Below are 21275 nucleotides of genomic sequence, written 5' to 3'. Positions count from 1 at the left end.
CCACCGCGGTCCGGCCCAGGCCGAACTGAGGGCCCGGCCGAAACCACAGCGATGTAAGCCGGGGATGGGAGAACCCGGATCTTGGGGCTAAGCTGTCTGCTGTGCGTCCGTCCCCGGTCCCACCGTGTCCCCGCGCCGTCCCGGCGCATCCGGGACACGTCGTCCGGGGAACCGCATGACCACCACAGACCAGCTCCGGCGGCGCCTTCGGCACCCGCCGGCCGGTCCGTTCCAGCGATGTCAGCAGCAATGAAAGGCGGCACCCTTCCGTGAAGTTCAGAGTCGAGCGGGATGTCCTGGCCGAGGCAGTGACCTGGACCGCCCGGTCCTTGTCTCCGCGGCCGCCTGTTCCGGTACTGTCCGGCCTGCTGCTCAAGGCCGAGGCGGGCACCGTGAGCCTCTCGAGCTTCGATTACGAAACCTCCGCCCGGCTGGAAATCCCGGCCGACATCAGCACCGAGGGCACCATTCTGGTTTCCGGCCGCCTGCTCGCCGACATCTGCCGCAGCCTGCCGTCCGCACCGGTTGACATCGAAACCGATGGCAACAAGGTGACGCTCTCCTGCCGCCGAAGCAGCTTCCACCTGGCCACCATGCCGGAAACCGAATACCCGCCGCTGCCGGCACTGCCCCCGATCAGCGGCACCGTCCCCGGCGACGCCTTCGCCCAGGCGGTGTCCCAGGTCATCATCGCGGCCAGCAAGGACGACACCCTGCCCATCCTGACCGGTGTCCGGATGGAGATCGAGGATGACCTGATCACCCTCCTGGCAACCGACCGCTATCGCCTCGCCATGCGCGAGGTTCCGTGGAAGCCCGCCACCCCGGGCATCTCCACCAGCGCGCTCGTCAAGGCCAAGACCCTCAACGAGGTGGCCAAGACCCTCGGTGGCAGCGGCGACATCCACCTGGCCCTGGCCGACGACGACAGCCGGCTGATTGGCTTCGAAAGCGGCGGCCGCACCACCACCTCGCTGCTGGTGGACGGGGACTACCCGAAGATCCGTTCGCTGTTCCCGGACTCCACCCCGATTCACGCCACCGTCCAGACCCAGGAGCTGGTCGAGGCCGTGCGGCGTGTCTCCCTCGTGGCCGAGCGCAACACCCCGGTCCGCCTGGCGTTCACCCAGGGCCAGCTGCACCTCGACGCCGGTACCGGCGAGGACGCCCAGGCGTCCGAGGAACTCGAATCCCAGCTCACCGGTGAGGACATCACCGTGGCCTTCAACCCGCACTACCTGATCGAAGGCCTCAGCGTCATCGAGACGAAGTTCGTGCGTTTCTCCTTCACCACGGCACCGAAGCCGGCGATGATCACGGCCCAGAAAGACGCCGACGGCGAGGACCAGGACGACTATCGCTACCTGGTCATGCCCGTCCGCCTGCCGAACTGAGCCTCCCAGCTTTACCCGTACCACCGCGCAGAAAAGAGTTCCCCGTGCACATTGGATTGATCGGCCTTGGAAAAATGGGCTTCAACATGCGCGAAAGGCTGCGGAACGGCGGCATTGAGGTCACCGGTTTCGACCGCAACCCCGAGGTTACCGACGCAGCCACCATCGACGAACTGATCGCCGCGCTTCCGGCTCCCCGGCTGATCTGGGTCATGGTCCCCGCCGGAGACATCACCGACGCCGTCATCACCGAACTCGGCGACAAGCTCGAGGCCGGTGACCTGGTCATCGACGGCGGAAACTCCCGCTTCACCGAAGACCAGAAGCACGCGGCCGCGCTGGCCGCCAAGGGTGTCCACTTCGCCGACTGCGGCGTTTCCGGCGGTGTCTGGGGCCTGCAGAACGGCTACGGCCTGATGGCCGGCGGCGACGCCGCAGACATCGAGCGCGCCCTGCCGGTCTTCGATGCACTCCGTCCTGAAGGTGACCGGGCGGACAGTTTCGTCCACGTCGGCGGTGTCGGCGCCGGCCACTACGCGAAGATGGTCCACAACGGCATCGAGTACGGCCTGATGCAGGCTTACGCCGAGGGCTACGAACTCCTGGCCGCCAAGGACATCGTCACCGATCTGCCCGGCACTTTTCGCGCCTGGCAGAAGGGCACCGTAGTGCGCTCCTGGCTGCTCGACCTCATGGTCAAGGCCCTCGACGAGGACCCGGGGCTGGAGTCGATTTCCGATTACGTCGAGGATTCCGGTGAGGGTCGGTGGACCGTCGAAGAGGCCATCGCCAACGCCGTTCCCGCCCCCGCCATCACCGCCGCGCTGTTCGCCCGGTTCTCCTCCCGCGAGGACAGTTCCCCGGCGATGAAGATGGTCTCCGCGCTGCGGCACCAGTTCGGCGGACACGCCACCCGGCCCGCCAAGTAATTTCAGGGACCCTGACCCCGGCGTGTACCTAGAGAAGCTTTCGCTGACGGATTTCCGCAGCTACGCCCAGGTTGACCTGAGCCTCGAGCCCGGGGTCACGGTCCTTGTCGGGTCCAACGGCATCGGTAAGACCAACCTGATGGAAGCCATCGGGTACCTCGCCACGTTGAGCTCGCACCGGGTCAGTTCGGACGGCCCGCTGCTGCGCTTCGGCTCCGAACGGGCCATGATCCGGGCCCGCCTGGTCCGCGGCGAGCAGTCGACGGTGCTGGAGCTGGAGCTCAACGCCGGGCGGGCCAACCGTGCCCGGATCAACCGCAGCAACCCGGTACGGGCCCGCGACATCCTGGGGATTTGCCAGACGGTGCTGTTCGCGCCCGAGGACCTGGCCCTGGTCAAGGGCGACCCGTCCAACCGGCGCCGCTTCCTCGACGAACTGCTGGTCAGCCTCATGCCGCGGCACGCCGCCACCCGCAGCGATTACGACCGGGTCCTGAAGCAGCGCAACGCGCTTCTCAAGTCCGGCCGGTCTGGCAAGTTCACCGCCGGGCACGAGGCGACCCTGGATGTCTGGGACCAGCACATGGCCCGGGCCGGCGCCGAGCTGCTGCATGCGCGCCTGGAGCTGGTGGAACTGCTGCTGCCGCACCTGAAAAGTGCCTACGCCCAGCTCACGGACGGGTCCAAGGAAGCCGGCGCGGTGTACCGCTCCACGCTGGACGGAATCTTCGACGGCGATGGCGACGGCTACGATTCCGTGGCATCCGCCGTGGCCGCCGCACCGGCGGAACAGGAGGAGGACCTGCGCCGGTTGACCGTGGAGGAACTCACCGAACGGTACATTCGCGCCTTTGCGGCGTCCCGCCGTCGTGAACTCGAACGGGGCATCTCCCTGGTGGGCCCGCACCGCGATGACCTGGACCTGACCCTCGGGCAGGCCCCCGCCAAGGGCTACGCCTCGCACGGCGAAACCTGGTCCATGTGCCTCTCGCTGCGGCTTGCCTCCTACTACGTCATGCTCGACGACGCCCGGACCGGCGGGTCGGCCCCCATCCTGATCCTCGACGACGTGTTTGCCGAACTCGACGTGCAGCGCCGGCGTAAACTGGCCGCTATAGTCTCCGGCGCGGAACAGGTCCTGGTGACCGCCGCCGTCGAAGGCGACATCCCGGCGGAACTCGCTGGCCGGCGGGTAAAGGTCATTCCGGGAGGCATCGATGAGCCGGACAAGCCACGAGTGACAGGCGATGAATAAGGACACCGACGGCGCGCTGCAGCCCGGCCGCGACCCCGACGACATCGACGCCGCCCAGGCGGCGCTCAATCGCATGCGTGACGCCGCGGCCGCGCGGGGCGAGATCCGGCGCAAGGCGCCGCCTAAGCCCGGAAGTACCCAGAAACCCGCCCGCGGCGCCGGCACCCGGGGCTTCAGCCAGTTCCATGGCAACGGCCGGGACCCCCTGGGCCTGGGTAAGGTGGTGGGCCGGCTGGTCGCCGAACGCGGTTGGACCTCCCCGGTGGCAGTCGGCTCGGTCATGGCACAGTGGCCGGCGCTGGTCGGACCGGAAATTTCGGCACACTGCACCCCCGAGAGCTTCACCGACACCACCCTGCACGTCCGCTGCGACTCCACCGCCTGGGCCACCCAGCTGCGCCTGCTCAGCCTGAGCCTGCTGGAGAAGTTCCGCGTGGAACTCGGCGACGGCGTCGTCACCAGCATCCAGGTCCTCGGCCCCGCGGCCCCCAGCTGGCGGAAGGGTGCCCGCACCGTCAACGGCCGCGGCCCCCGGGACACCTACGGCTAGGCCGCACGCCGCGCCATACCCCTATGCCGTCCACCGGCACCGCCGCCCGAAGGTATGAAGCAGTTGTTCCAAAACCATTGAAAAATCCACAAACGGCGTGTAGGGCGCTCGGACGCCCCGGTTCGGTATAGGAACCCATCCGGAACACCCCGGGAGCATTCCAGGCGGGGCCAGTGGCCTCTCAACGGCAATTACACCCGCGTTTACCCCGCCAGAATGCGGGATTCGGCCCTATAACACGGTAGAATCAGGGAAGATAACTGGGCGCCGATGCAACGTCGACTGAGTCCGTTTCCGACGCGGTTTCTCCTGCGTGGAATCGGTCCCGGCCAGCCATGCCGCCGGCGCCGTCAGTGACGTGCCCGTTGGCAGCGGCTGTTTCCTTGGAGACGGCCGCGGCCGGCCTTCAACGAACATAGAGGAGTCGAAAGCGCCTGTGGCTAACGACAATGCAGAAATCCCGGCAGCGGACACCGCGGACGGAACCGGCCAGGCGGCCGCGCCCGCCGAGACGGTCACTCCCCGCGAATACGGGGCCAGCGACATCACCGTTCTTGAGGGCCTGGAGGCGGTCCGGAAGCGTCCGGGCATGTACATCGGCTCCACCGGACCCCGGGGCCTGCACCACCTGGTGTACGAAGTGGTGGACAACTCGGTCGATGAGGCGCTGGCCGGGTACTGCACCCACATCGAGATCGTGCTGCAGGCCGACGGCGGCGTCAAGGTGGTCGACAACGGCCGCGGCATCCCCGTGGACATGCACCCCACCGAACACAAGCCCACGGTGGAGGTCGTCATGACCATCCTGCACGCCGGCGGCAAGTTCGGCGGCGGTGGATACGCGGTCTCGGGTGGCCTGCACGGCGTCGGCATCTCCGTGGTCAACGCTCTCTCCAGCCGCGTCAATACCGAGGTCCGCCGGCAGGGCCACGTCTGGCGGATGTCCTTCGCCGACGGCGGCAAGCCCCAGGGTGAGCTGGTCAAGGGCGAAGAGACCTCCGAGACCGGCACCACGCAGACGTTCTACCCGGACGGCAGCATCTTCGAGACCACGGAATTTGACTTCGAAACCCTCCGGGCCCGGTTCCAGCAGATGGCCTTCCTGAACAAGGGCCTGCGCATTACGCTGACCGACGAGCGCCGCGCCGCATCGGAGACCTCCAATGATGAGGACCTGAACCTCGACGCCGTCGAGACCGAGGGCGAGGTTCCGGCCGAATTCCACACCGTGGTCTACCAGTACGACGACGGCCTGCTGGACTACGTCAAGCACCTCAACTCCGGCAAGAAGGTCGACGTCGTCCACGAGGACGTCATCGCCTTCGAAACCGAGGACACCGAGCGGCACATCGCCCTGGAAATGGCGATGCAATGGACCAACGCCTACTCCGAAAGCGTCCACACCTACGCCAACACCATCAACACCCACGAGGGCGGCACCCACGAAGAGGGTTTCCGCGCCGCGATGACCTCCCTGATCAACCGCTACGCGCGCGAAAAGGGAATTATCAAGGAAAAGGACGACAACCTCACCGGCGACGACATCCGTGAGGGTTTGACCGCCGTGATCTCGGTCAAGCTCTCCGAGCCGCAGTTCGAGGGCCAGACCAAGACCAAGCTGGGCAACTCCGAGGTCAGGGGCTTCGTCCAGCGCGTGGTCACCGACGGGCTCGGCGACTGGCTGGAGCGCAACCCCGGCCCGGCCCGCGACGTCATCCGCAAGGCCATCTCCGCGGCCCAAGCCCGAATGGCTGCCCGCAAGGCCCGCGACAACGCCCGCCGCAAGAGCCCGCTGGAATCCTTCGGCATGCCCGGCAAACTCTCCGACTGCTCGTCGAAGGATCCGCAGAAGTGCGAGGTCTACATCGTGGAGGGTGACTCGGCAGGCGGCTCCGCCAAGCGCGGCCGGAACCCCGAGACGCAGGCCATCCTGCCGCTGCGCGGCAAGATCCTGAACGTGGAACGGGCCCGCCTGGACAAGGCCCTCGGCAACGCCGAAGTCCAGTCCATGATCACCGCCTTCGGCACCGGCATCGGCGAGGATTTCGACCTGGCCAAGCTGCGGTACCACAAGATCGTGCTGATGGCCGATGCCGACGTCGACGGCCAGCACATCACCACGCTGCTGATGACCCTGCTGTTCCGCTACATGCGCCCGCTGATCGAGAACGGCTATGTCTACCTCGCCCAGCCCCCGCTGTACCGGATCAAGTGGTCCAACGCCCCGCACGACTACGTTTACAGCGACCGGGAACGCGACGCCAAGCTGGTGTCCGGCCAGGCCGCCGGCCGCCGCATCCCCAAAGACAACGGCATCCAGCGCTACAAGGGCCTCGGCGAGATGGACTACACCGAACTCTGGGACACCACCATGGACCCCGAGCACCGGACGCTGCTGCAGGTCACCATGGACGATGCCCTCGCGGCCGACCAGATCTTCTCGGTACTCATGGGCGAGGACGTAGAATCCCGCCGAAACTTCATCCAGCAGAACGCCAAGGACGTTCGGTTCCTCGATATCTAGCGGCTTCGCCCCCTGCATATCCCGGAACCGATATATACCTGAAACGGAAAATATAGACTATGAGTGACGAAACACCGGAAGTTCCCGTCGAATCCGGCGCGGAGCCCGTGCTCGAAGGCAACGTCCTTGATACCGATGTGCTCACCGACCGCGTGGAGCAGGTGGACCTGCAGACCGAAATGCAGCGCTCCTACCTCGACTACGCCATGGCCGTCATCGTCGGCCGCGCCCTGCCGGATGTCCGCGACGGCCTGAAGCCGGTCCACCGGCGCGTGCTTTACGCGATGTTCGACGGCGGCTACCGCCCGGACCGCTCCTTCAACAAGTGCGCCCGCGTGGTCGGCGAGGTCATGGGCCAGTACCACCCCCACGGCGACACCGCCATCTACGACGCCCTGGTCCGCCTGATCCAGGACTGGACCATGCGCTACCCGCTGGCGCTGGGTCAGGGCAACTTCGGCTCGCCCGGCAACGACGGCGCCGCCGCCCCGCGGTACACCGAAACCAAGATGGCCCCGCTGGCCATGGAAATGGTCCGGGACATCGACGAGGAAACCGTCGACTTCCAGGACAACTACGACGGCAAGAACCAGGAACCGACCATCCTGCCGGCCCGCTTCCCGAACCTTCTGGTCAACGGGTCCTCGGGCATCGCCGTCGGCATGGCCACCAACATCCCGCCGCACAACCTCCGCGAGGTCGCCGACGGCGTGCAGTGGTACCTGGCCAACCCGACCGCCAGCCGCGAGGAACTGCTCGAGGAGCTGATCCAGCGAATCAAGGGCCCGGACTTCCCGACCGGCGCCACCATCCTGGGCCACAAGGGCATCGAGGACGCCTACCGGACCGGCCGCGGCTCCATCACCATGCGCGCCGTCGTCAACGTCGAGGAACTCCAGGGCCGCACCTGCCTGGTGGTCACCGAGCTGCCCTACCAGGCCAACCCGGACAACCTGGCGATCAAGATCGCCGAGCTGGTCAAGGACGGCAAGATCTCCGGCATCGCCGACCTCCGCGACGAGACCTCGGGCCGCACCGGCCAGCGCCTCGTGATCGTGCTCAAGCGCGACGCCGTCGCCAAGGTGGTGCTGAACAACCTCTACAAGCACACCCAGCTGCAGGACAACTTCGCGGCGAACATGCTGGCAATCGTGGACGGCGTGCCCCGCACGCTCAGCCTCGACGCCTTCATCCGCCACTGGGTCACGCACCAGATGGACGTCATCGCCCGCCGCACCCGGTACCGCCTGCGCAAGGCGGAGGAGGAAGCGCACATCCTGCGCGCCCTGCTCAAGGCCCTGGACGCTTTGGACGAGGTCATCGCCCTGATCCGCGCCTCCACCACCACCGAGGCCGCCCGCGACGGCCTGATGGAACTGCTGGAGATCGACGAACTGCAGGCCCGGGCCATCCTGGACATGCAGCTGCGCCGGCTCGCCGCCCTGGAACGCCAGAAGATCCAGGACCGGCACGCCGAACTCGAAGCCCTGATCTCCGAGTACAACGAGATCCTCGCCTCCGAGGCCCGCCAGCGGGAAATCATCAGCACCGAACTGGCCGAGATCGTGGCCAAGCACGGCGACGACCGGAAGACCAAGGTCCTGATGGGCTTCGACGGCGACATGTCGATCGAGGACCTCATTCCCGAAGAGGAAATGGTCGTCACCATCACCCGCGGCGGCTACGTCAAGCGCACCCGCAGCGACAACTACCGCTCCCAGCAGCGCGGCGGCAAGGGCATCAAGGGAGCCCAGCTGCGCGGCGACGACGTCGTCGAGCACTTCTTCGTCACCACCACCCACCACTGGCTGCTGTTCTTCACCAACCTGGGCCGCGTGTACCGGGCCAAGGCGTACGAACTGGCGGAGGCCGCCCGCGACGCCAAGGGCCAGCACGTGGCCAACCTGCTGGCGTTCCAGCCGGACGAGCACATCGCCCAGGTCCTGGACCTGCGCGACTACCAGCACGCCCCGTACCTGGTGCTCGCCACCAAGCGCGGCCTGGTGAAGAAGACCCGGCTCGAGGACTACGACACGAACCGGTCCGCCGGCGTCATCGCCATCAACCTGCGCGACGGCGACGAGCTCGTCTCGGCCCAGCTGGTCTCCGAGACCGATGACCTGATGCTGGTCTCCCGCAAGGGCCAGTCCATCAGGTTCACCGCCACCGACGAGGCGCTGCGCCCGATGGGCCGGGCAACGTCCGGCGTGACGGGCATGAAGTTCCGGGAGGACGACGAGCTGCTCGCGGCCGACGTCGTCCAGGACGGCTCGTTCGTCTTCATCGTCACCGAGGGCGGCTTCGCCAAGCGCACGGCCGTGGAGGAATACCGCCTCCAGGGCCGCGGCGGCCTCGGCATCAAGGTCGGCAAGTACCAGGAGGAGCGCGGACACCTGGTCGGCGCCCTGATCGTCCAGGAAGAGGACGAGGTCCTGGTGGTGATGGAAGGCGGCAAGGTGGTCCGCTCGTCCGTGGCCGGCGTGCCCGCCAAGGGCCGCGACACCATGGGCGTCATCTTCGCCAAGCCGGACAAGAACGACCGCATCATCGCCGTGGCCCGCAACAGCGAACGCGGCCTCGAATCCGAGGAAACAGCAGCCGAGGGCGATGCCGGAGATGAGGCTACGCTGCCGGATGACGTAACGTTGGCTGGAGAAAACGGAGCCCGCGAGGGGTCCGGAGACACAACATCAGTACCGGCCCCGGAGTCAGATGAGCCATCAGGGGATGCCGAGCTGGACGAAGACAACCCCGGAGGTAACCCGTGAGCAATTCCGACTCCTATCCCAAGTCGAGCAGTGGCCCCGGCAACGCACGGCAGCCGTCGGCGGCCCCCCGGGTGAATGCGCCGTCGCGTCCGCAGCAGCGTCCCGGCGTCGCGGGCTCCGGCCAGCGTCCCGCGGCCCCCGGCCAGCGGCCTTCCGTCCCCGGGCAGCGCCCCTCGGTCCCGGGCCAGCGTCCGGCCGGCCAGGCCAGCCGCCCGGAAACGGCCGGCGCGCGTCCCGGTCAGCCCGGACTGGTCAAGCCGGCCCCCAAGGCCAAGGTGCGCCGCGCCCGCCTGCTGGTGAGCAAGGTTGACCCGTGGTCCGTGCTGAAGATGTCCTTCCTGCTCTCGGTGGCCCTCGGCATCGTCACGGTGGTCGCCGCAATCGTGCTGTGGACCGTCCTGGACCTCACCGGCATCTTCGATCAGGTGGACGGCCTCCTCGGCACCCTGGCCGGGTCCGAGAGCGGCGGCTTCGAACTGAAGAAGGTAGCTTCGCTGGGCCAGGTGGCCTCCTTCGCGGTCATCATCGCCGTGATCAACGTGGTCCTGCTGACCGCCCTGTCGATGCTCTCCGCGGTGCTGTACAACATTGCTGCCACCCTGGTGGGCGGCATCGGTGTGACCCTCACGGACGACTAGAAATACCCGTTTTGCCCGTGATTTAGCGGGTAAATGCCTCGATTTGAGATCGGGCCGGGATGTGCTGTAAAGTCATATCTCGGCCCGATGAGGCATCGGGGCGTATAGCTCAGGCGGTTAGAGCGCTTCGCTGATAACGAAGAGGTCCCAGGTTCAAGTCCTGGTACGCCCACGGAACCTGTACTGGTTCTTGTAAAGGAACGCGCAAGCGGACCGGAACGGGGTGCATGTGAAGAAGTTGCTGGTAGTTGCAGCTACGCTCGCAGGCGTCCTGGTCTACAGGAAAGTCCAGGAAGCCGAAGCCCGGAAAGCAATCTGGAGCGAATCGACCGACACGGTCGACTAGCCGGATTGGCGGGTTGCTCCGATGGGGGCATGGCGCAATTGGTAGCGCACCTGCTTTGCAAGCAGGGGGTTCGGGGTTCGAGTCCCCGTGCCTCCACCATCGAGAAGTCCCGGTCAGCGGAAACGCCGGCCGGGACTTTTGCTTTAAGCCTCCCTTTCCCGGATTCCGTCACGGCACTGGCCACCGCTGTGCGCACATTAGGGTTGAGGCGTGACCTTCCTTCTCGCCGCCCTGGGCGTCCTTGGTGTGGCCTCCTCCGGCCCCCTGATCGCCGCCACCCTGGGCGCCACCACCGTCAGCGCCCTCGCCATCGCGTTCTGGCGGAACGCCATCGGTGCCGTCGTGATGGCCGGGCCCGTGCTGGTCCGCCAGCCCCGGCAGTTCGGCCGCGTCACCGGCGCCGAGTTCCGCTGGTCCCTGGCGGCCGCCGTCGCTCTCGCCCTGCACTTCGCCTGCTTCATCACCTCCCTGCAGCTCACCTCCGTGGCCGCCGCCACCGCGCTGGTCTGCCTGCAGTCGGGCTGGATTGCCGTCTTCCAGCTGTTCCGCGGCGTCCGGCACGGCTGGCAGGTCCTGGCCGGGCTGGGCCTGGCTTTCGCGGGCGTGGTTGCCATTACCGGGTTCGATATGGGGACCTCCCCGCAGGCCCTCACCGGGGACCTCCTGGCCGTCGCCGGCGGGATGCTGGCCGGCGTTTACACCCTCGCCGGCGGCAAGGCACGGCAGACAATGAGCACGGGTGTCTACACCAGCCTCTGCTACGGCATGTGTGCCGCTGTCGTCGCCGTCCTGGCGCTGGCCAGCGGACAGCCCCTGGGCGGCTTCGAGGCGGCCGGCTGGCTGGGCATCCTCGCCATCACCGTCTGCGCCCAGCTGGTGGGCCACACGGCCTTCAACCACCTGCTGGCCACCATGAGCCCGCTGCTGGTGTCCATGATCATCCTGCTCGAAATCCCGGGTGCCGCCCTGCTGGCAGCGGCGTTCCTGGGTGAGAAGCTGCCCGCCGGAACCTACGTTGGGCTGGCCATGATCCTGGTGGGACTCGCCGTTGTCGTCCTCGGCCAGCGCCGCTCACGCGCCGTGCGCCGCAGTGCCGCCCGTCTTGCTGAGCTCGGCACGGACTAGCCCGTTCGGAATTAACTGCGGGTTACTGGCCCCCGCGGCGTACCGGCTGGGCCGTGTTCACGGTGTGCAGGGCACGCAGCAGCTTGGCCGGGAAGTACACCGAGAAGAAGACCACCATGGGTGCCTTGAGCGCCATCTTCTTGACGTTGTGGGCCTTGTAGGTCCGGTCGAAGCGGGTGACGTAGTACCGGTAGTCGCGCGGCGAGTCCTCGAGCCGTCGTGCGGACATCCCGGAGATCATCTGCGGCCAGTACTGTATCCGGAGCTCGTGGTCGGCAAGGTGCAGCGACAGGTCGATATCCTCGTGCATCTCGTCCCGCTCGTCCCGGCAGGTTTCGTCCTTGATGGTTTCCCAGGCCGAGCGGCGCAGGGCCATGTTGGAGCCGAACAGGAAGTGGTACTGGTGCTTGGCGAGCTTGAGCATCAGCTGCCGCATTTTGTCGTCGGCCTTGAGCCCGAAGCGGCGCATCGGCATGTCGTAGTAGACCACCGGGCCGGTCGCGGCTGCGACTGAGGGGTCGGCGAAAGCCTTCTGGACCTGCTCCACCCAGTCCGGCTCCAGGACCGAGTCGGCGTCGATCCGTCCGAGCACATCGCCGGTTGCATGGTTCAGGCCGAAGTTCCGCGTGGGAATCAGGCCTTGGTCACTGTCCTGGCTCATGAGCAGGATCCGGCTCTCCGGGTATTCCAGCTGCATCTGCGCGACGATTTCGGCGGTCCGGTCCTTGGACATGTTGTCCACGACGATGATCTCCTGCGCCGGAACCGACTGGTAGACGGCAGCGATGAGACACTGCCGGATCACGCTTTCCTCGTTGTACGCCGGGATGACGATGGAGACGGCAGGCGGCAGCGCTGCATCGTCGGGGGAACCCAGCTGGGACTCTTCGCGTGACATCCCCCCAAATTTAGCATCCGGGCGGGTTGGGACCCCGGGCTGGTCGGCACAGATCGGAATAACAAAGGGAGGGCCCCGCCCGTGGCGGTGACCCTCCCTGTGTGGCCGCGGCCGCCAACTGGACGGCGGCAGCGGTGCTTACTTGGTCTTGCCCTCGTCGTTCAGGCTGGCCGCAATGTTGTTCATCGCGGTCTTGGCGTCCGTGGCGACCTTCTTATTGGCATCGGACTTCTCGGCCTCCTTGGCCGCTTCGTCAGCCTTGCTGGCGGCGGCGTCGGTGGCTTCCTTGGCGGCGTCGCCGACCTTGGACGCTGCGTCACCAAGCTTGTCGGCGGCGGCGGAGGAAGCGGAACTGACGGCGTCGGCGGCCTTGGAGGCAGCGTGCTTCGCCTCTTCCTTGACCTCGGTGACCGTGGTGGCCGGAACCGGTGCCGGCGTGGCGGGCTTCACCGGGCTGGGGGTCTTCCACGGGTCTTCGACCGGCTTGGACGCCTTCCAGGCGGCGACGCCGGCGGCAACGGCGGCGGTGATGATGCCGAAGATCAGGAATCCGCGGTGCTTGGGCTTCTGCTGCTTGGCGACCTCGCCGGTCACCGCGCGGCTGGCCTCGGAGGCGGCGGCCTTGATCTGCTTGCCGGCAGCCTGTGCCTGCTCCTGCACGTTCTGTACGACGCCGGAGTCAGCGAGACGCTGGGCGACGGCGTCGACGTGGGCCGGTGCGCCCTCAAGGGTGCGGTGAACGGCGTCGGACGCGGCACCGATCTGGTCCGAGAGCTTCGGCAGGTATTCAACCACGACGCGGTCACGCGCGTTAGCGATCACCGGGGTGGCCTTGTCCAGCGCGTCGTGCAGCCGCGGGGTGGCGGCGTCGACGGCGTCGTGGATCTTCGGCGCTAGCTGCGCCAGACCGTCCTGGATGCGGGGGGTGACGGTGGCGACGCCGTCGGCCAGGTTGTGGGCCGCAGACTTCAGGCCCTCCTGGATCTTCGGGGAAGCGGTATCCAGGCCCTGCTGCAAGCGCGGAACGGCCCAGTCTACGGCTGCCTCCACCCGGGGGGTGGCCCAGTCCTTGGCGTTTTCCACGGCGCTGGACACCGAGTGCTCCAGCTCACGGGCAATACGATCCGTTTTCTTCACAACTACCTCCCGATTAATGTGACGGTTCTGCAGTTAGCCTACGTGGCCGGAACTCCACCGGCTATTCTCAGCCCTTATTTCGCGGCGATTTCACCCAGCGCGGAACTCAGCCCGCGCCCCTGTACGCCGGAGGCCGCCGTGGAAGAATAGGCCCATGACTGCCATCGCAACTGCAAAAGCAACCATCCACACCAGCATGGGCGACATTGTCGTCAACCTCTTCGGCAACCACGCGCCGAAGACCGTGGACAACTTCGTTGGCCTCGCCACCGGTGAGAAGGCCTGGACCCACCCGGAGACGGGCGAGGACAAGACCGGCACGCCGCTGTACAACGGCACGATCTTCCACCGCATCATCAAGGACTTCATGATCCAGGCCGGCGATCCGCTGGGCCGCGGCATCGGCGGACCGGGCTACAAGTTCGACGACGAGATCCACCCGGAACTGAACTTCAACGAGCCCTACAAGCTTGCCATGGCCAACGCCGGCATCCAGATGGGCCGCGGCACCAACGGCTCCCAGTTCTTCATCACCACCATCCCCACCGGCTGGCTGCAGGGCAAGCACAGCATCTTTGGTGAGGTGGCCGACGAGGAGTCGAAGAAGGTTGTCGACGCCATCGAGGGTGTCCGCACCGGCATGGGCGACCGTCCGGTTGAAGACGTCGTCATCAACAGCATCGACGTCGAAAAGCTCTAGCCTCCGCCATGAGCTACGGAATCCCGTCGGCCGAGCCGTCCGCTGACGTCCCGGTATGCCCCCGCCACCCCGACCGGCCCGCCTACGTGCGGTGCCAGCGGTGTGGGCGTCCGGCATGCCCCGACTGCCAGCGGGCGGCCGCCGTCGGATTCCAATGTGTTGACTGTGTCAACGAAGCCCAGCGCTCCGCGCCGCAGGTCCGCTCCGCCTTCGGCGGGGTGGCCGCGGCAGGCCGGCCGCTGGCCACCCTGGGCATCATCGCCGCCTGTGCCGTTCTCTATGTCCTGCAGTGGATCGTGCCGAACGACTGGGTCTATCAGAACCTGGCCTTCGCCACGGTCTACGCCACCCCCGAGTTCGGGGCGTTCGAACCCTGGCGGATGCTGACCTCCGCGTTCCTGCACTCCCAGGGCTTCATCCTCCACATCTTGCTGAACATGTACATGCTGTGGATTTTCGGCCAGGCGCTGGAGCCCCTGCTGGGGCGGATCCGCTTCCTGGCCCTCTACCTGATCTCCGCCCTCGGCGGTTCGGTCGGCTACTACCTCCTCACACCGGCGTACGTTCCCGGCCAGCAACTGGCCGGTGTGGTCGGCGCCTCCGGGGCCATCTTCGGCCTCTTTGGGGCCATGCTGGTGGTGCAGCGCCGACGGGGCGGTGACACCCGGCAACTCTGGGTCCTGATAGCAATCAACGCCGTCATCGGATTCGTGGTGCCGCAGATCGCCTGGCAGGCACATCTCGGCGGCTTGGTCACCGGTGCCCTCTGCGCGGCGGCCATCGCCTACGTGCCCCGCGGCCAGCGGCAGGGCGTCCTGCAGTTCCTGGGCCTTCTCGTGGTGGTGGGCCTGCTAGTCGCCGCCACCGCCGTCCGCGCCGCCACCACAGCCGCCCTGCCGGTGTAGCTGCGGCCGGGCTGGGTCCAGCTTCGGCTCCGTTCCCATGCCAGCACGCCTCGCACCCCTCTCTCCGCGCCGATTTCGGACAGGCGCGCCCCACTCTCTTTCTTGCACCCATTTCAGAAAAGCGCCCCCGAGGCCAGGCATGCGCTGGTCCGAAATCGTAGCGGTCTCCGTTCAACCTCTCTGCTGACGACAGGTTCGACAGCCTTTGTTGCCAGAGATCGGGCTGTGCGGCCCCACGGTCCCGGTACCGGACTCCGCTGCTGATTACGGAGCTGTGGATCAATTTCTGTCCCTCCACCCTCTCGGCGCTGTCTCTGTGCCTGGGAACCCTCCCCTTTCGCGGCGGTTTCGGACCGCGGCACTTCGGACCCGGGGTGCGCTGGTCCGGAAGCGTAGCGGATCCGCGGTCGGGTGCGGGCGGGCAACAGGAGGGACGGACGCGGCAGAAGCCGGGCGGGAGCTTTTCCACAGGGCTTATCCACATTGTTGGTAACTTACAGCCCTGTAGTTCAAGAACGAGGATGCCCATGAGCCGCCCGTGCTGGCGGAATTAAGCCAATTGGTAACAGTTACACACCGGCTCCTCCACAGCTGTGGATAACTTTTGGGGAATCCGGTGTGGGTAAGTGGACAACTCGCGGGCGTCCAAGGCCGGTTCAGCCCGGCATCCGCCATAGTCACCCTGACCTGGACTTATAGATCAGATTTATGGCGGTTATGCACAGACTTTTTCACAGTGTTAATAACTCGACAGCCTAGTTACTCTTCGGTCGGTCCCGCCTCTACGGCCCAGTTGTCGCCGCAATCAAGGGCAGTGTCACCGTTATCCCCACTTGTGGATAACTTGTGGGTACTTAGCGTGGATAAAGCGCCCGGGGTGCTGATCGTGGCTGGTAGGCGGCTAGTGAGGCCAAGCCGATCAATCGAGTTCCCCTGTGGGGATCACGTGGATCTCCAAGACCGCGTTCCTCCGACGGATGCAGGGCTTTCCCATGGCCGTTGATAAACCTCGGGCCTTATCCACAGCCGTTTCCACAGTGTTAATAACTCACAGTCGTGTAAGTCGGTGGACGAAGTTCACAGTCGGAACCCCTCAAGCCCGTCAGCAGGCCCGAATTTGCGGGATGGTGGAGGTTATCCACTCGCTGGATCCACAGGCTGTGGATAACTTTGTGATTCTTGTGCACAGCTGGGGATGAAGAAAGGGAGCGATTTCAGTGCCGCGCGGCCGCGTTGGAGGCACGGGAGAAACGCTTGAGGTGGCGGCGTCGGAGCGCCCAGGCCACGCGGAGACTCTCTACCGGGGCCACACTCCGGAGCTGCCCCGGCGGTGGCTGTCCATGAGGTGGGTGTCGACCATGCCGATCGCCTCCATCAGGGCGAACATCGTCGTCGGGCCTACGAATGCGAAGCCGCGCTTGCGGAGGGCCTTCGAAAGCGCCACCGACTCGGGCGTGGTGGTGGGGATCTGGTGCAACGCCGTCGGCTCCGGCGTCGATTCCGGTTGGAAGCCCCACACGAAGTTCACCAGCCCGCCGTCGTTCCGCAGCTCGACGGTGGCCCGGGCATTGGTAATCGCGGCCTGGATCTTGAGCCGGTTGCGGACGATCCCGGCATCCTGCATCAGCCGCTCGACGTCGCTTTCCGTGAACTCTGCAACGGTGTCCGGGTGGAATTCGGCAAAGGCGGCCCGGAAGGCCGGGCGCTTCCGCAGGATGGTTGCCCAGGACAGGCCGGCCTGGAACGCTTCGAGGCTGATCCTCTCGTAGAGGCCCTGTTCATCGCGGACCGGGAGGCCCCACTCGGTGTCGTAATAGTCCCGGAGCATGGGATCGGAGGAGGCCCACACGGGGCGGCCCAGGCCGTCGTCGCCGATGACCGTTCCGCCGGTTGCCGTGGCGCCGGTGGTGGCGAGGGGTTCGGTACTCATGGGATTCTCCTGTCCGGGATGACTCCGAGCCTAGCGGGAGCCACTGACGTTATAGCCGGGAAAGAATGGCGTGAAAACAGGGCTGGCCTTAAACCAACGGACCGGCACACAAGGTGCCGGTCCGGAAGGTCGAAAAGGGGCTAGGAGCGCCAGCGGGTGGTCATCAGGAACCCGACGATGGCGATGCCGAAGCCGGCGATGATGTTGCCCGCGCCCCAGTCCTTGACCGGCAGGGTGCCTTCGCTGATGTAAAACGTGATGATCCACAGCAGGCCGATGATCATCAGGCCGAACATCACCGGCTTGAACCACACCGGGTTCGGCTTGTAGGCCTCCGCGGCGCGAGTCTGCTCGGGTGCGGCAGACCTCTTTCGGGGCTTCGACTCGGGCACGGGTCCTCCTTGGCGGGCGGCTGACGAGGCGCGAACGGCGGCTTGATATCCTGCAAAAAAGAAAAGCCGGCGGACTGCGCAATCGTGGACGGGTTTAAATCCCCACAATTCTAGCTGTTATTCAGGACACAGCCGCGCGGACGACGCGCATGCAGAGGGAGGAATCACGGTGCTGCTGCAGAAAGCGGATTCCGGACACCCTTTAGATGCATCGGGAGCGTCGGCCACGCCAGCGACGCCACGTGACTCAGGGAGCCGCTCCCCGGGCCGGTGGGTGCTGCTGATTGGCGGGGAAATGCTGGTCACCGCGGGCGTGGTGCTCCTCCTGTTCGTCGCGTGGGAGCTCTGGTGGACCAACGTCGACGCCGATTCCCGCCAGCAGGCCGCCGTCGCCGAGTTCGCCCGCTCCCTCGACGGGCCCGCCGCCCCGCCAGCCTCCGCTGCCGCGCCGGATCCCGGACCGCCGCTGGTCGCCGGGGAGCCTGCATCCGGCAGCACCATCGGCGTCGTTTATATCCCGCGTTTTGGTGAAACCTACACCCGGCCCATGGTGCAGGGAACGACGACGGCGGTGCTGGATTCCCTGGGCCTCGGCCACTACGAGGGGACGGCTATGCCGGGCGGCGTGGGCAACGTGGCCCTCGCCGGCCACCGGCAGACCCACGGGGCCGTGCTGGACGCCATCGACAGCCTGGTCCCCGGCGACCGGATCTACATCCAGACCCGCGACGGCTACTACACCTACGTGTTCCGCAACAGCCGGATTGTCCTGCCCACGGCCGTGGACGTGCTGCTTCCGGTGCCCTCCCAGCCCGGAGTGGCCCCGCGGGACCGGTACCTCACCCTCACCAGCTGCAATCCCCGGTTCGGCTCTCAGGAGCGTTTCGTCGCCTATTCGACCATGGAGGGCTGGCAGCCGGCGTCCGCCGGACCACCCGCAGAGATCGCCGCCCAGGTGGCGCGGACCAGAGGGGGCAGCTGAGACATGTACGCCTGGATTTTCCGCCACCTCCCCGGCCCCCTCTGGCTGCGCATCGTCACGGCGTTGGTGCTGCTGGCCGGGGTACTGATATTGATGGTTCAGTACCTTTTCCCGTGGATGGCGCAATTCGGCCCATTCACAGATTCAACGATTGGCACGGCACGGCACCCATGAGCGCAACCAAGATCCTGGTCGTGGATAACTACGACAGCTTCGTCTACACCCTGGTGGGCTACCTTCAGGAGCTCGGCGCGGAGACCACGGTGGTCCGCAACGACGACGTCACGCTCGCCGAGGCGATTGAGATGGCGGAGGCGCGCGACGGCGTGCTGATTTCCCCAGGCCCCGGTGCCCCCGCCGAAGCCGGCGTCTGCATCGACCTGATCAAGTGGTGCGGGGAGCACAGCAAGCCCATGCTCGGAGTCTGCCTGGGCCACCAGGCCCTGGCCGAGGCCTACGGCGGGACCGTCACCCACGCCCCCGAGCTGATGCACGGCAAGACCTCGCTGGTGGAACACCACGGCGGCAGCGTCTTCGCCGGGCTCCCCTCGCCGTTTACCGCCACCCGCTACCACTCCCTGGCCGCGGTCCGCGAGAGTATCCCGGCAGAGCTGGAAATCACCGCGGAGACCGGCACCGGCGTCGTCATGGGCCTGCAACACCGCTCCGCACCGCTCTGTGGTGTCCAGTTCCACCCCGAATCGGTCCTGACCGAAGGCGGCTACCTGATGCTGGGAAACTGGCTTGAGTCCCTCGGCATGGCCGGCGCCGCCGAGCGCGCTGCCGTGCTGAGCCCGCTGATCAAGCACTGACCCGCACGGTCCGGCACTAACCCACGGTCAGAGGCCGCCGAGGAGCCCGCCGGAACTGTTGTTGCCGGAGTCCTTGCCCGTTTTGGTGGGCGTCGGGGTGGGCGTGGGCGTCGGTGTGGGCGCGGGTGCCTTCGCCACGGTCACGGTGATGGTCTTGCCTTGCTCCACGGTGGAGTCCGCGGCGTCGCTCTGGCCCGTGACCTTGCCCGGTTCGACCTGGGAGTTTTCCACCTCGGTGACATTGGCGTTCAGGCCCGCGTTCTTCAGTGCGGCCTCCGCCTCGGCCCGCGGCAGGCCGACGAGCTGGGGAACCATCACCTTGCCGGTGGAGACGATGATCTCGACCGTGCTTCCCACCGCCACGCTCTGGCCGGGCGCGGGGTTGGTGGTGATGACGATCCCTGAAGGAACGGTGGCGCTGTTATTCAGCGTGGTCTTCGGCGCGCCCGTCAGTCCGGTCCGCCGCAGCACGTCGCGGGCGTCCGCCTCGGTCCGGCCGGGCAGGTCCGCGGGAATCTTGATGACACTGGGTCCCTCGGAGATATTCAGCGTGATGTCCGAGTTCCGCTCCAGGCTGCTGCCTGCCGACGGCACGGTTCCCACCGCGGTTCCCTTGGGAATGGTCTCGTGCTGAACGCGGCTGATCTGCGGCTTGAAACCAACGTTGTAGAGCTTCTGCAACGCCTCGGATTCACTAAGGGATGCCACAGACGGCACGTCGACCTTCGCCACCGGCGCCGGCTGCTGGTTGACCATGTTGTACAACCACAGTCCGCCACCGGCCAGGACCAGCAGGGTGAAGATGATCAGCGTCGCAATCCACATCCGGCGGCGGGACTTCTGCTGGCTGCTGGGCTCGCGTTCGGATGGCAGGTCCAGCGGCATGCCGCCGCTGTCGGGAACCTCGAGGGCACCGACCGCGGCCCCGCCGTCGTCGTGCCCGTCCAGGGACAGGCGCCCGGTGGGGGCATCGTCAAGGAATTTCGCGCCCGTCAGGGCGAACGCCGCCGTGGGCACGTCGGCCGGGGACTCGACCGTGTTCGTCGGGTCGGTGGGTGCCTCGCTGCTGGGCAGGGCCGCGACGCCGACGCCGTTGCGTGCCGCGCGCAGCGCCTGACGGAACGCGGACGCGTCCTGGAAGCGGTCTGCCCGGTTCTTCTGCAGCGCCTTCGCCAGCACGCTGTCCAAGGCCGGAGAGACCTCCGGGTTGAGGCTGCTGGCCGGCTCCGCGATCTCCCGCACGTGCTGGTACGCGACGGACACCGGGCTGTCGCCGACGAACGGCGGCCGTCCGGTCAGCATCTCGTACAACAGGCAGCCGGCCGAATATAGGTCGCTCCGGGCGTCCACGGTTTCGCCGCGGGCCTGCTCCGGGGACAGGTACTGGGCCGTCCCCACCACGGCCTGCGTCTGGGTCATGGTGGCCGAGGAATCAGCCATGGCCCGGGCGATGCCGAAGTCCATCACCTTGACGCTGTTGGTGTCCGGGCAGTACATGACGTTTGCCGGCTTGATGTCCCGGTGCACAATGCCCGCCTGGTGGCTGTACTCCAGCGCGGACAGCACGCCGAGCGCGAAGTCGACGGCCTGGTCGATGGTGACTTCCTTGGCCCGGATCAGGTCACGGATGGTCCTGCCGTCCACGTACTCCATCACGATGTACGGGACCCTGACCTGATCGTCGTGGCCGCCGGGGACCGAGTGGTCCCCGGTATCGAACACGGCCACGATCGAGGGGTGGTTCAGGGCCGCGACGGCCTGCGCCTCGCGTTTGAACCGGGCCTGGAACTGCGGATCGCGGGCCAGGTCCGGCCGCAGCAGCTTGATTGCGACGGTCCGGCCCAGCCGGGTGTCGAGGCCGCGGTACACGTCCGCCATGCCGCCGCGGCCGATCAGCTCACCCAGCTCATAGCGCCCGCTGAGGACGCGCCGGGTGTTCGCCGTGCCGCTGTCCTCCCGGTGCGAAGGAGTTCGGGGTGAGGTGGTCACA

Annotated in this window: 18 protein-coding genes and 2 tRNA genes; 15 read left to right on the top strand and 5 right to left on the bottom strand. The window is 66.8% G+C overall.

The genetic code is table 11. The annotated features are described in order from the left end of the window. The first annotated feature begins 269 nt into the window (after nt 1–269). From dnaN to QWJ39_RS07450, 11 genes are all read left to right on the top strand, one after another. Nucleotides 270–1394, top strand: coding sequence for a DNA polymerase III subunit beta (gene dnaN / locus QWJ39_RS07500; protein WP_290257108.1), 1125 nt, complete (start codon nt 270–272; stop codon nt 1392–1394). Between the two features lie 44 nt (nt 1395–1438). Then, nucleotides 1439–2323 (top strand): phosphogluconate dehydrogenase (NAD(+)-dependent, decarboxylating), encoded by an 885-nt coding sequence (gene gnd, locus QWJ39_RS07495; protein ID WP_290257107.1) that lies wholly within the window; start codon nt 1439–1441, stop codon nt 2321–2323. A gap of 22 nt (nt 2324–2345) precedes the next feature. Then, entirely contained in the window at nt 2346–3578 is a 1233-nt protein-coding gene (gene recF, locus QWJ39_RS07490; RefSeq protein WP_290257106.1) for a DNA replication/repair protein RecF, read from the top strand. After that, nucleotides 3571–4128: a DciA family protein gene (locus tag QWJ39_RS07485; protein ID WP_290257105.1), complete on the top strand. Its 558-nt coding sequence runs from the start codon at nt 3571–3573 to the stop codon at nt 4126–4128. The genes recF and QWJ39_RS07485 overlap by 8 nt, the downstream gene beginning before the upstream one ends. Before the next feature lie 436 nt (nt 4129–4564). Further along, nucleotides 4565–6652 carry a DNA topoisomerase (ATP-hydrolyzing) subunit B gene (gene gyrB, locus QWJ39_RS07480; protein WP_290257104.1) on the top strand — a complete coding sequence of 696 codons (2088 nt, stop codon included), beginning with the start codon at nt 4565–4567 and terminating at the stop codon, nt 6650–6652. 59 nt (nt 6653–6711) lie between these two features. After that, the gene (gene gyrA, locus QWJ39_RS07475; protein WP_290257103.1) at nt 6712–9420 is read left to right on the top strand and encodes a DNA gyrase subunit A; all 2709 of its coding nucleotides are present in this window, start codon (nt 6712–6714) and stop codon (nt 9418–9420) included. Next, nucleotides 9417–10058 (top strand): DUF3566 domain-containing protein, encoded by a 642-nt coding sequence (locus QWJ39_RS07470; RefSeq protein WP_290257102.1) that lies wholly within the window; start codon nt 9417–9419, stop codon nt 10056–10058. The genes gyrA and QWJ39_RS07470 overlap by 4 nt, the downstream gene beginning before the upstream one ends. A gap of 98 nt (nt 10059–10156) precedes the next feature. Continuing rightward, a tRNA-Ile gene (locus QWJ39_RS07465) sits at nt 10157–10230 on the top strand. 57 nt (nt 10231–10287) lie between these two features. Then, the gene (locus QWJ39_RS07460; protein WP_290257101.1) at nt 10288–10404 is read left to right on the top strand and encodes a DLW-39 family protein; all 117 of its coding nucleotides are present in this window, start codon (nt 10288–10290) and stop codon (nt 10402–10404) included. A 23-nt stretch (nt 10405–10427) separates the two neighbouring features. Further along, nucleotides 10428–10503 (top strand) — tRNA-Ala (locus tag QWJ39_RS07455). Nucleotides 10504–10614: 111 nt separating this feature from the next. Continuing rightward, a complete protein-coding gene (locus QWJ39_RS07450) occupies nt 10615–11529 on the top strand; it encodes a DMT family transporter (protein WP_290257100.1) in 915 nt (304 codons plus the stop codon). Nucleotides 11530–11551: 22 nt separating this feature from the next. On the opposite strand, the gene QWJ39_RS07445 is transcribed toward QWJ39_RS07450, so the two are convergent. Both QWJ39_RS07445 and QWJ39_RS07440 read right to left on the bottom strand, forming a co-directional pair. Next, complete coding sequence (locus tag QWJ39_RS07445) at nt 11552–12427, bottom strand: glycosyltransferase family 2 protein (protein WP_290257099.1); 876 nt, start codon at nt 12425–12427, stop codon at nt 11552–11554. A gap of 138 nt (nt 12428–12565) precedes the next feature. Then, complete coding sequence (locus tag QWJ39_RS07440; protein WP_290257098.1) at nt 12566–13564, bottom strand: hypothetical protein; 999 nt, start codon at nt 13562–13564, stop codon at nt 12566–12568. Between the two features lie 154 nt (nt 13565–13718). Here QWJ39_RS07440 and QWJ39_RS07435 point away from each other — a divergent pair, with 154 nt between their 5' ends. Continuing rightward, nucleotides 13719–14264 (top strand): peptidylprolyl isomerase, encoded by a 546-nt coding sequence (locus QWJ39_RS07435; protein WP_290257097.1) that lies wholly within the window; start codon nt 13719–13721, stop codon nt 14262–14264. Nucleotides 14265–14272: 8 nt separating this feature from the next. After that, nucleotides 14273–15169 carry a rhomboid family intramembrane serine protease gene (locus QWJ39_RS07430; protein ID WP_290257096.1) on the top strand — a complete coding sequence of 299 codons (897 nt, stop codon included), beginning with the start codon at nt 14273–14275 and terminating at the stop codon, nt 15167–15169. A gap of 1297 nt (nt 15170–16466) precedes the next feature. Here the strand turns inward: QWJ39_RS07430 and QWJ39_RS07425 are convergent. Together QWJ39_RS07425 and QWJ39_RS07420 are read right to left on the bottom strand one after the other, a co-directional pair. Further along, nucleotides 16467–17099, bottom strand: coding sequence for a DNA-3-methyladenine glycosylase I (locus QWJ39_RS07425; RefSeq protein ID WP_290257095.1), 633 nt, complete (start codon nt 17097–17099; stop codon nt 16467–16469). 140 nt (nt 17100–17239) lie between these two features. Continuing rightward, nucleotides 17240–17491, bottom strand: a complete 252-nt coding sequence (locus QWJ39_RS07420) for a cell division protein CrgA (protein WP_290257094.1) — start codon at nt 17489–17491, stop codon at nt 17240–17242. A gap of 274 nt (nt 17492–17765) precedes the next feature. On the opposite strand from QWJ39_RS07420, the gene QWJ39_RS07415 reads away from it, so the two are divergent. Next, nucleotides 17766–18473 carry a class E sortase gene (locus QWJ39_RS07415; protein WP_290257093.1) on the top strand — a complete coding sequence of 236 codons (708 nt, stop codon included), beginning with the start codon at nt 17766–17768 and terminating at the stop codon, nt 18471–18473. Nucleotides 18474–18643: 170 nt separating this feature from the next. Continuing rightward, on the top strand, nt 18644–19285 hold the full coding sequence (locus QWJ39_RS07410) for an aminodeoxychorismate/anthranilate synthase component II (RefSeq protein ID WP_290257092.1): 642 nt from the start codon (nt 18644–18646) through the stop codon (nt 19283–19285). Nucleotides 19286–19312: 27 nt separating this feature from the next. Here the strand turns inward: QWJ39_RS07410 and pknB are convergent, their stop codons facing one another. After that, a complete protein-coding gene (gene pknB, locus QWJ39_RS07405) occupies nt 19313–21274 on the bottom strand; it encodes a Stk1 family PASTA domain-containing Ser/Thr kinase (RefSeq protein WP_290257091.1) in 1962 nt (653 codons plus the stop codon). Nucleotide 21275: the final 1 nt, after the last annotated feature.

Origin of the sequence: Arthrobacter sp. YD4 (assembly GCF_030410515.1) — a bacterium.
Taxonomy (GTDB): domain Bacteria; phylum Actinomycetota; class Actinomycetes; order Actinomycetales; family Micrococcaceae; genus Arthrobacter.
The sequence above is the reverse complement of the archived record's forward strand: the minus strand, read 5'-3'. Positions and strand labels throughout refer to the sequence as shown.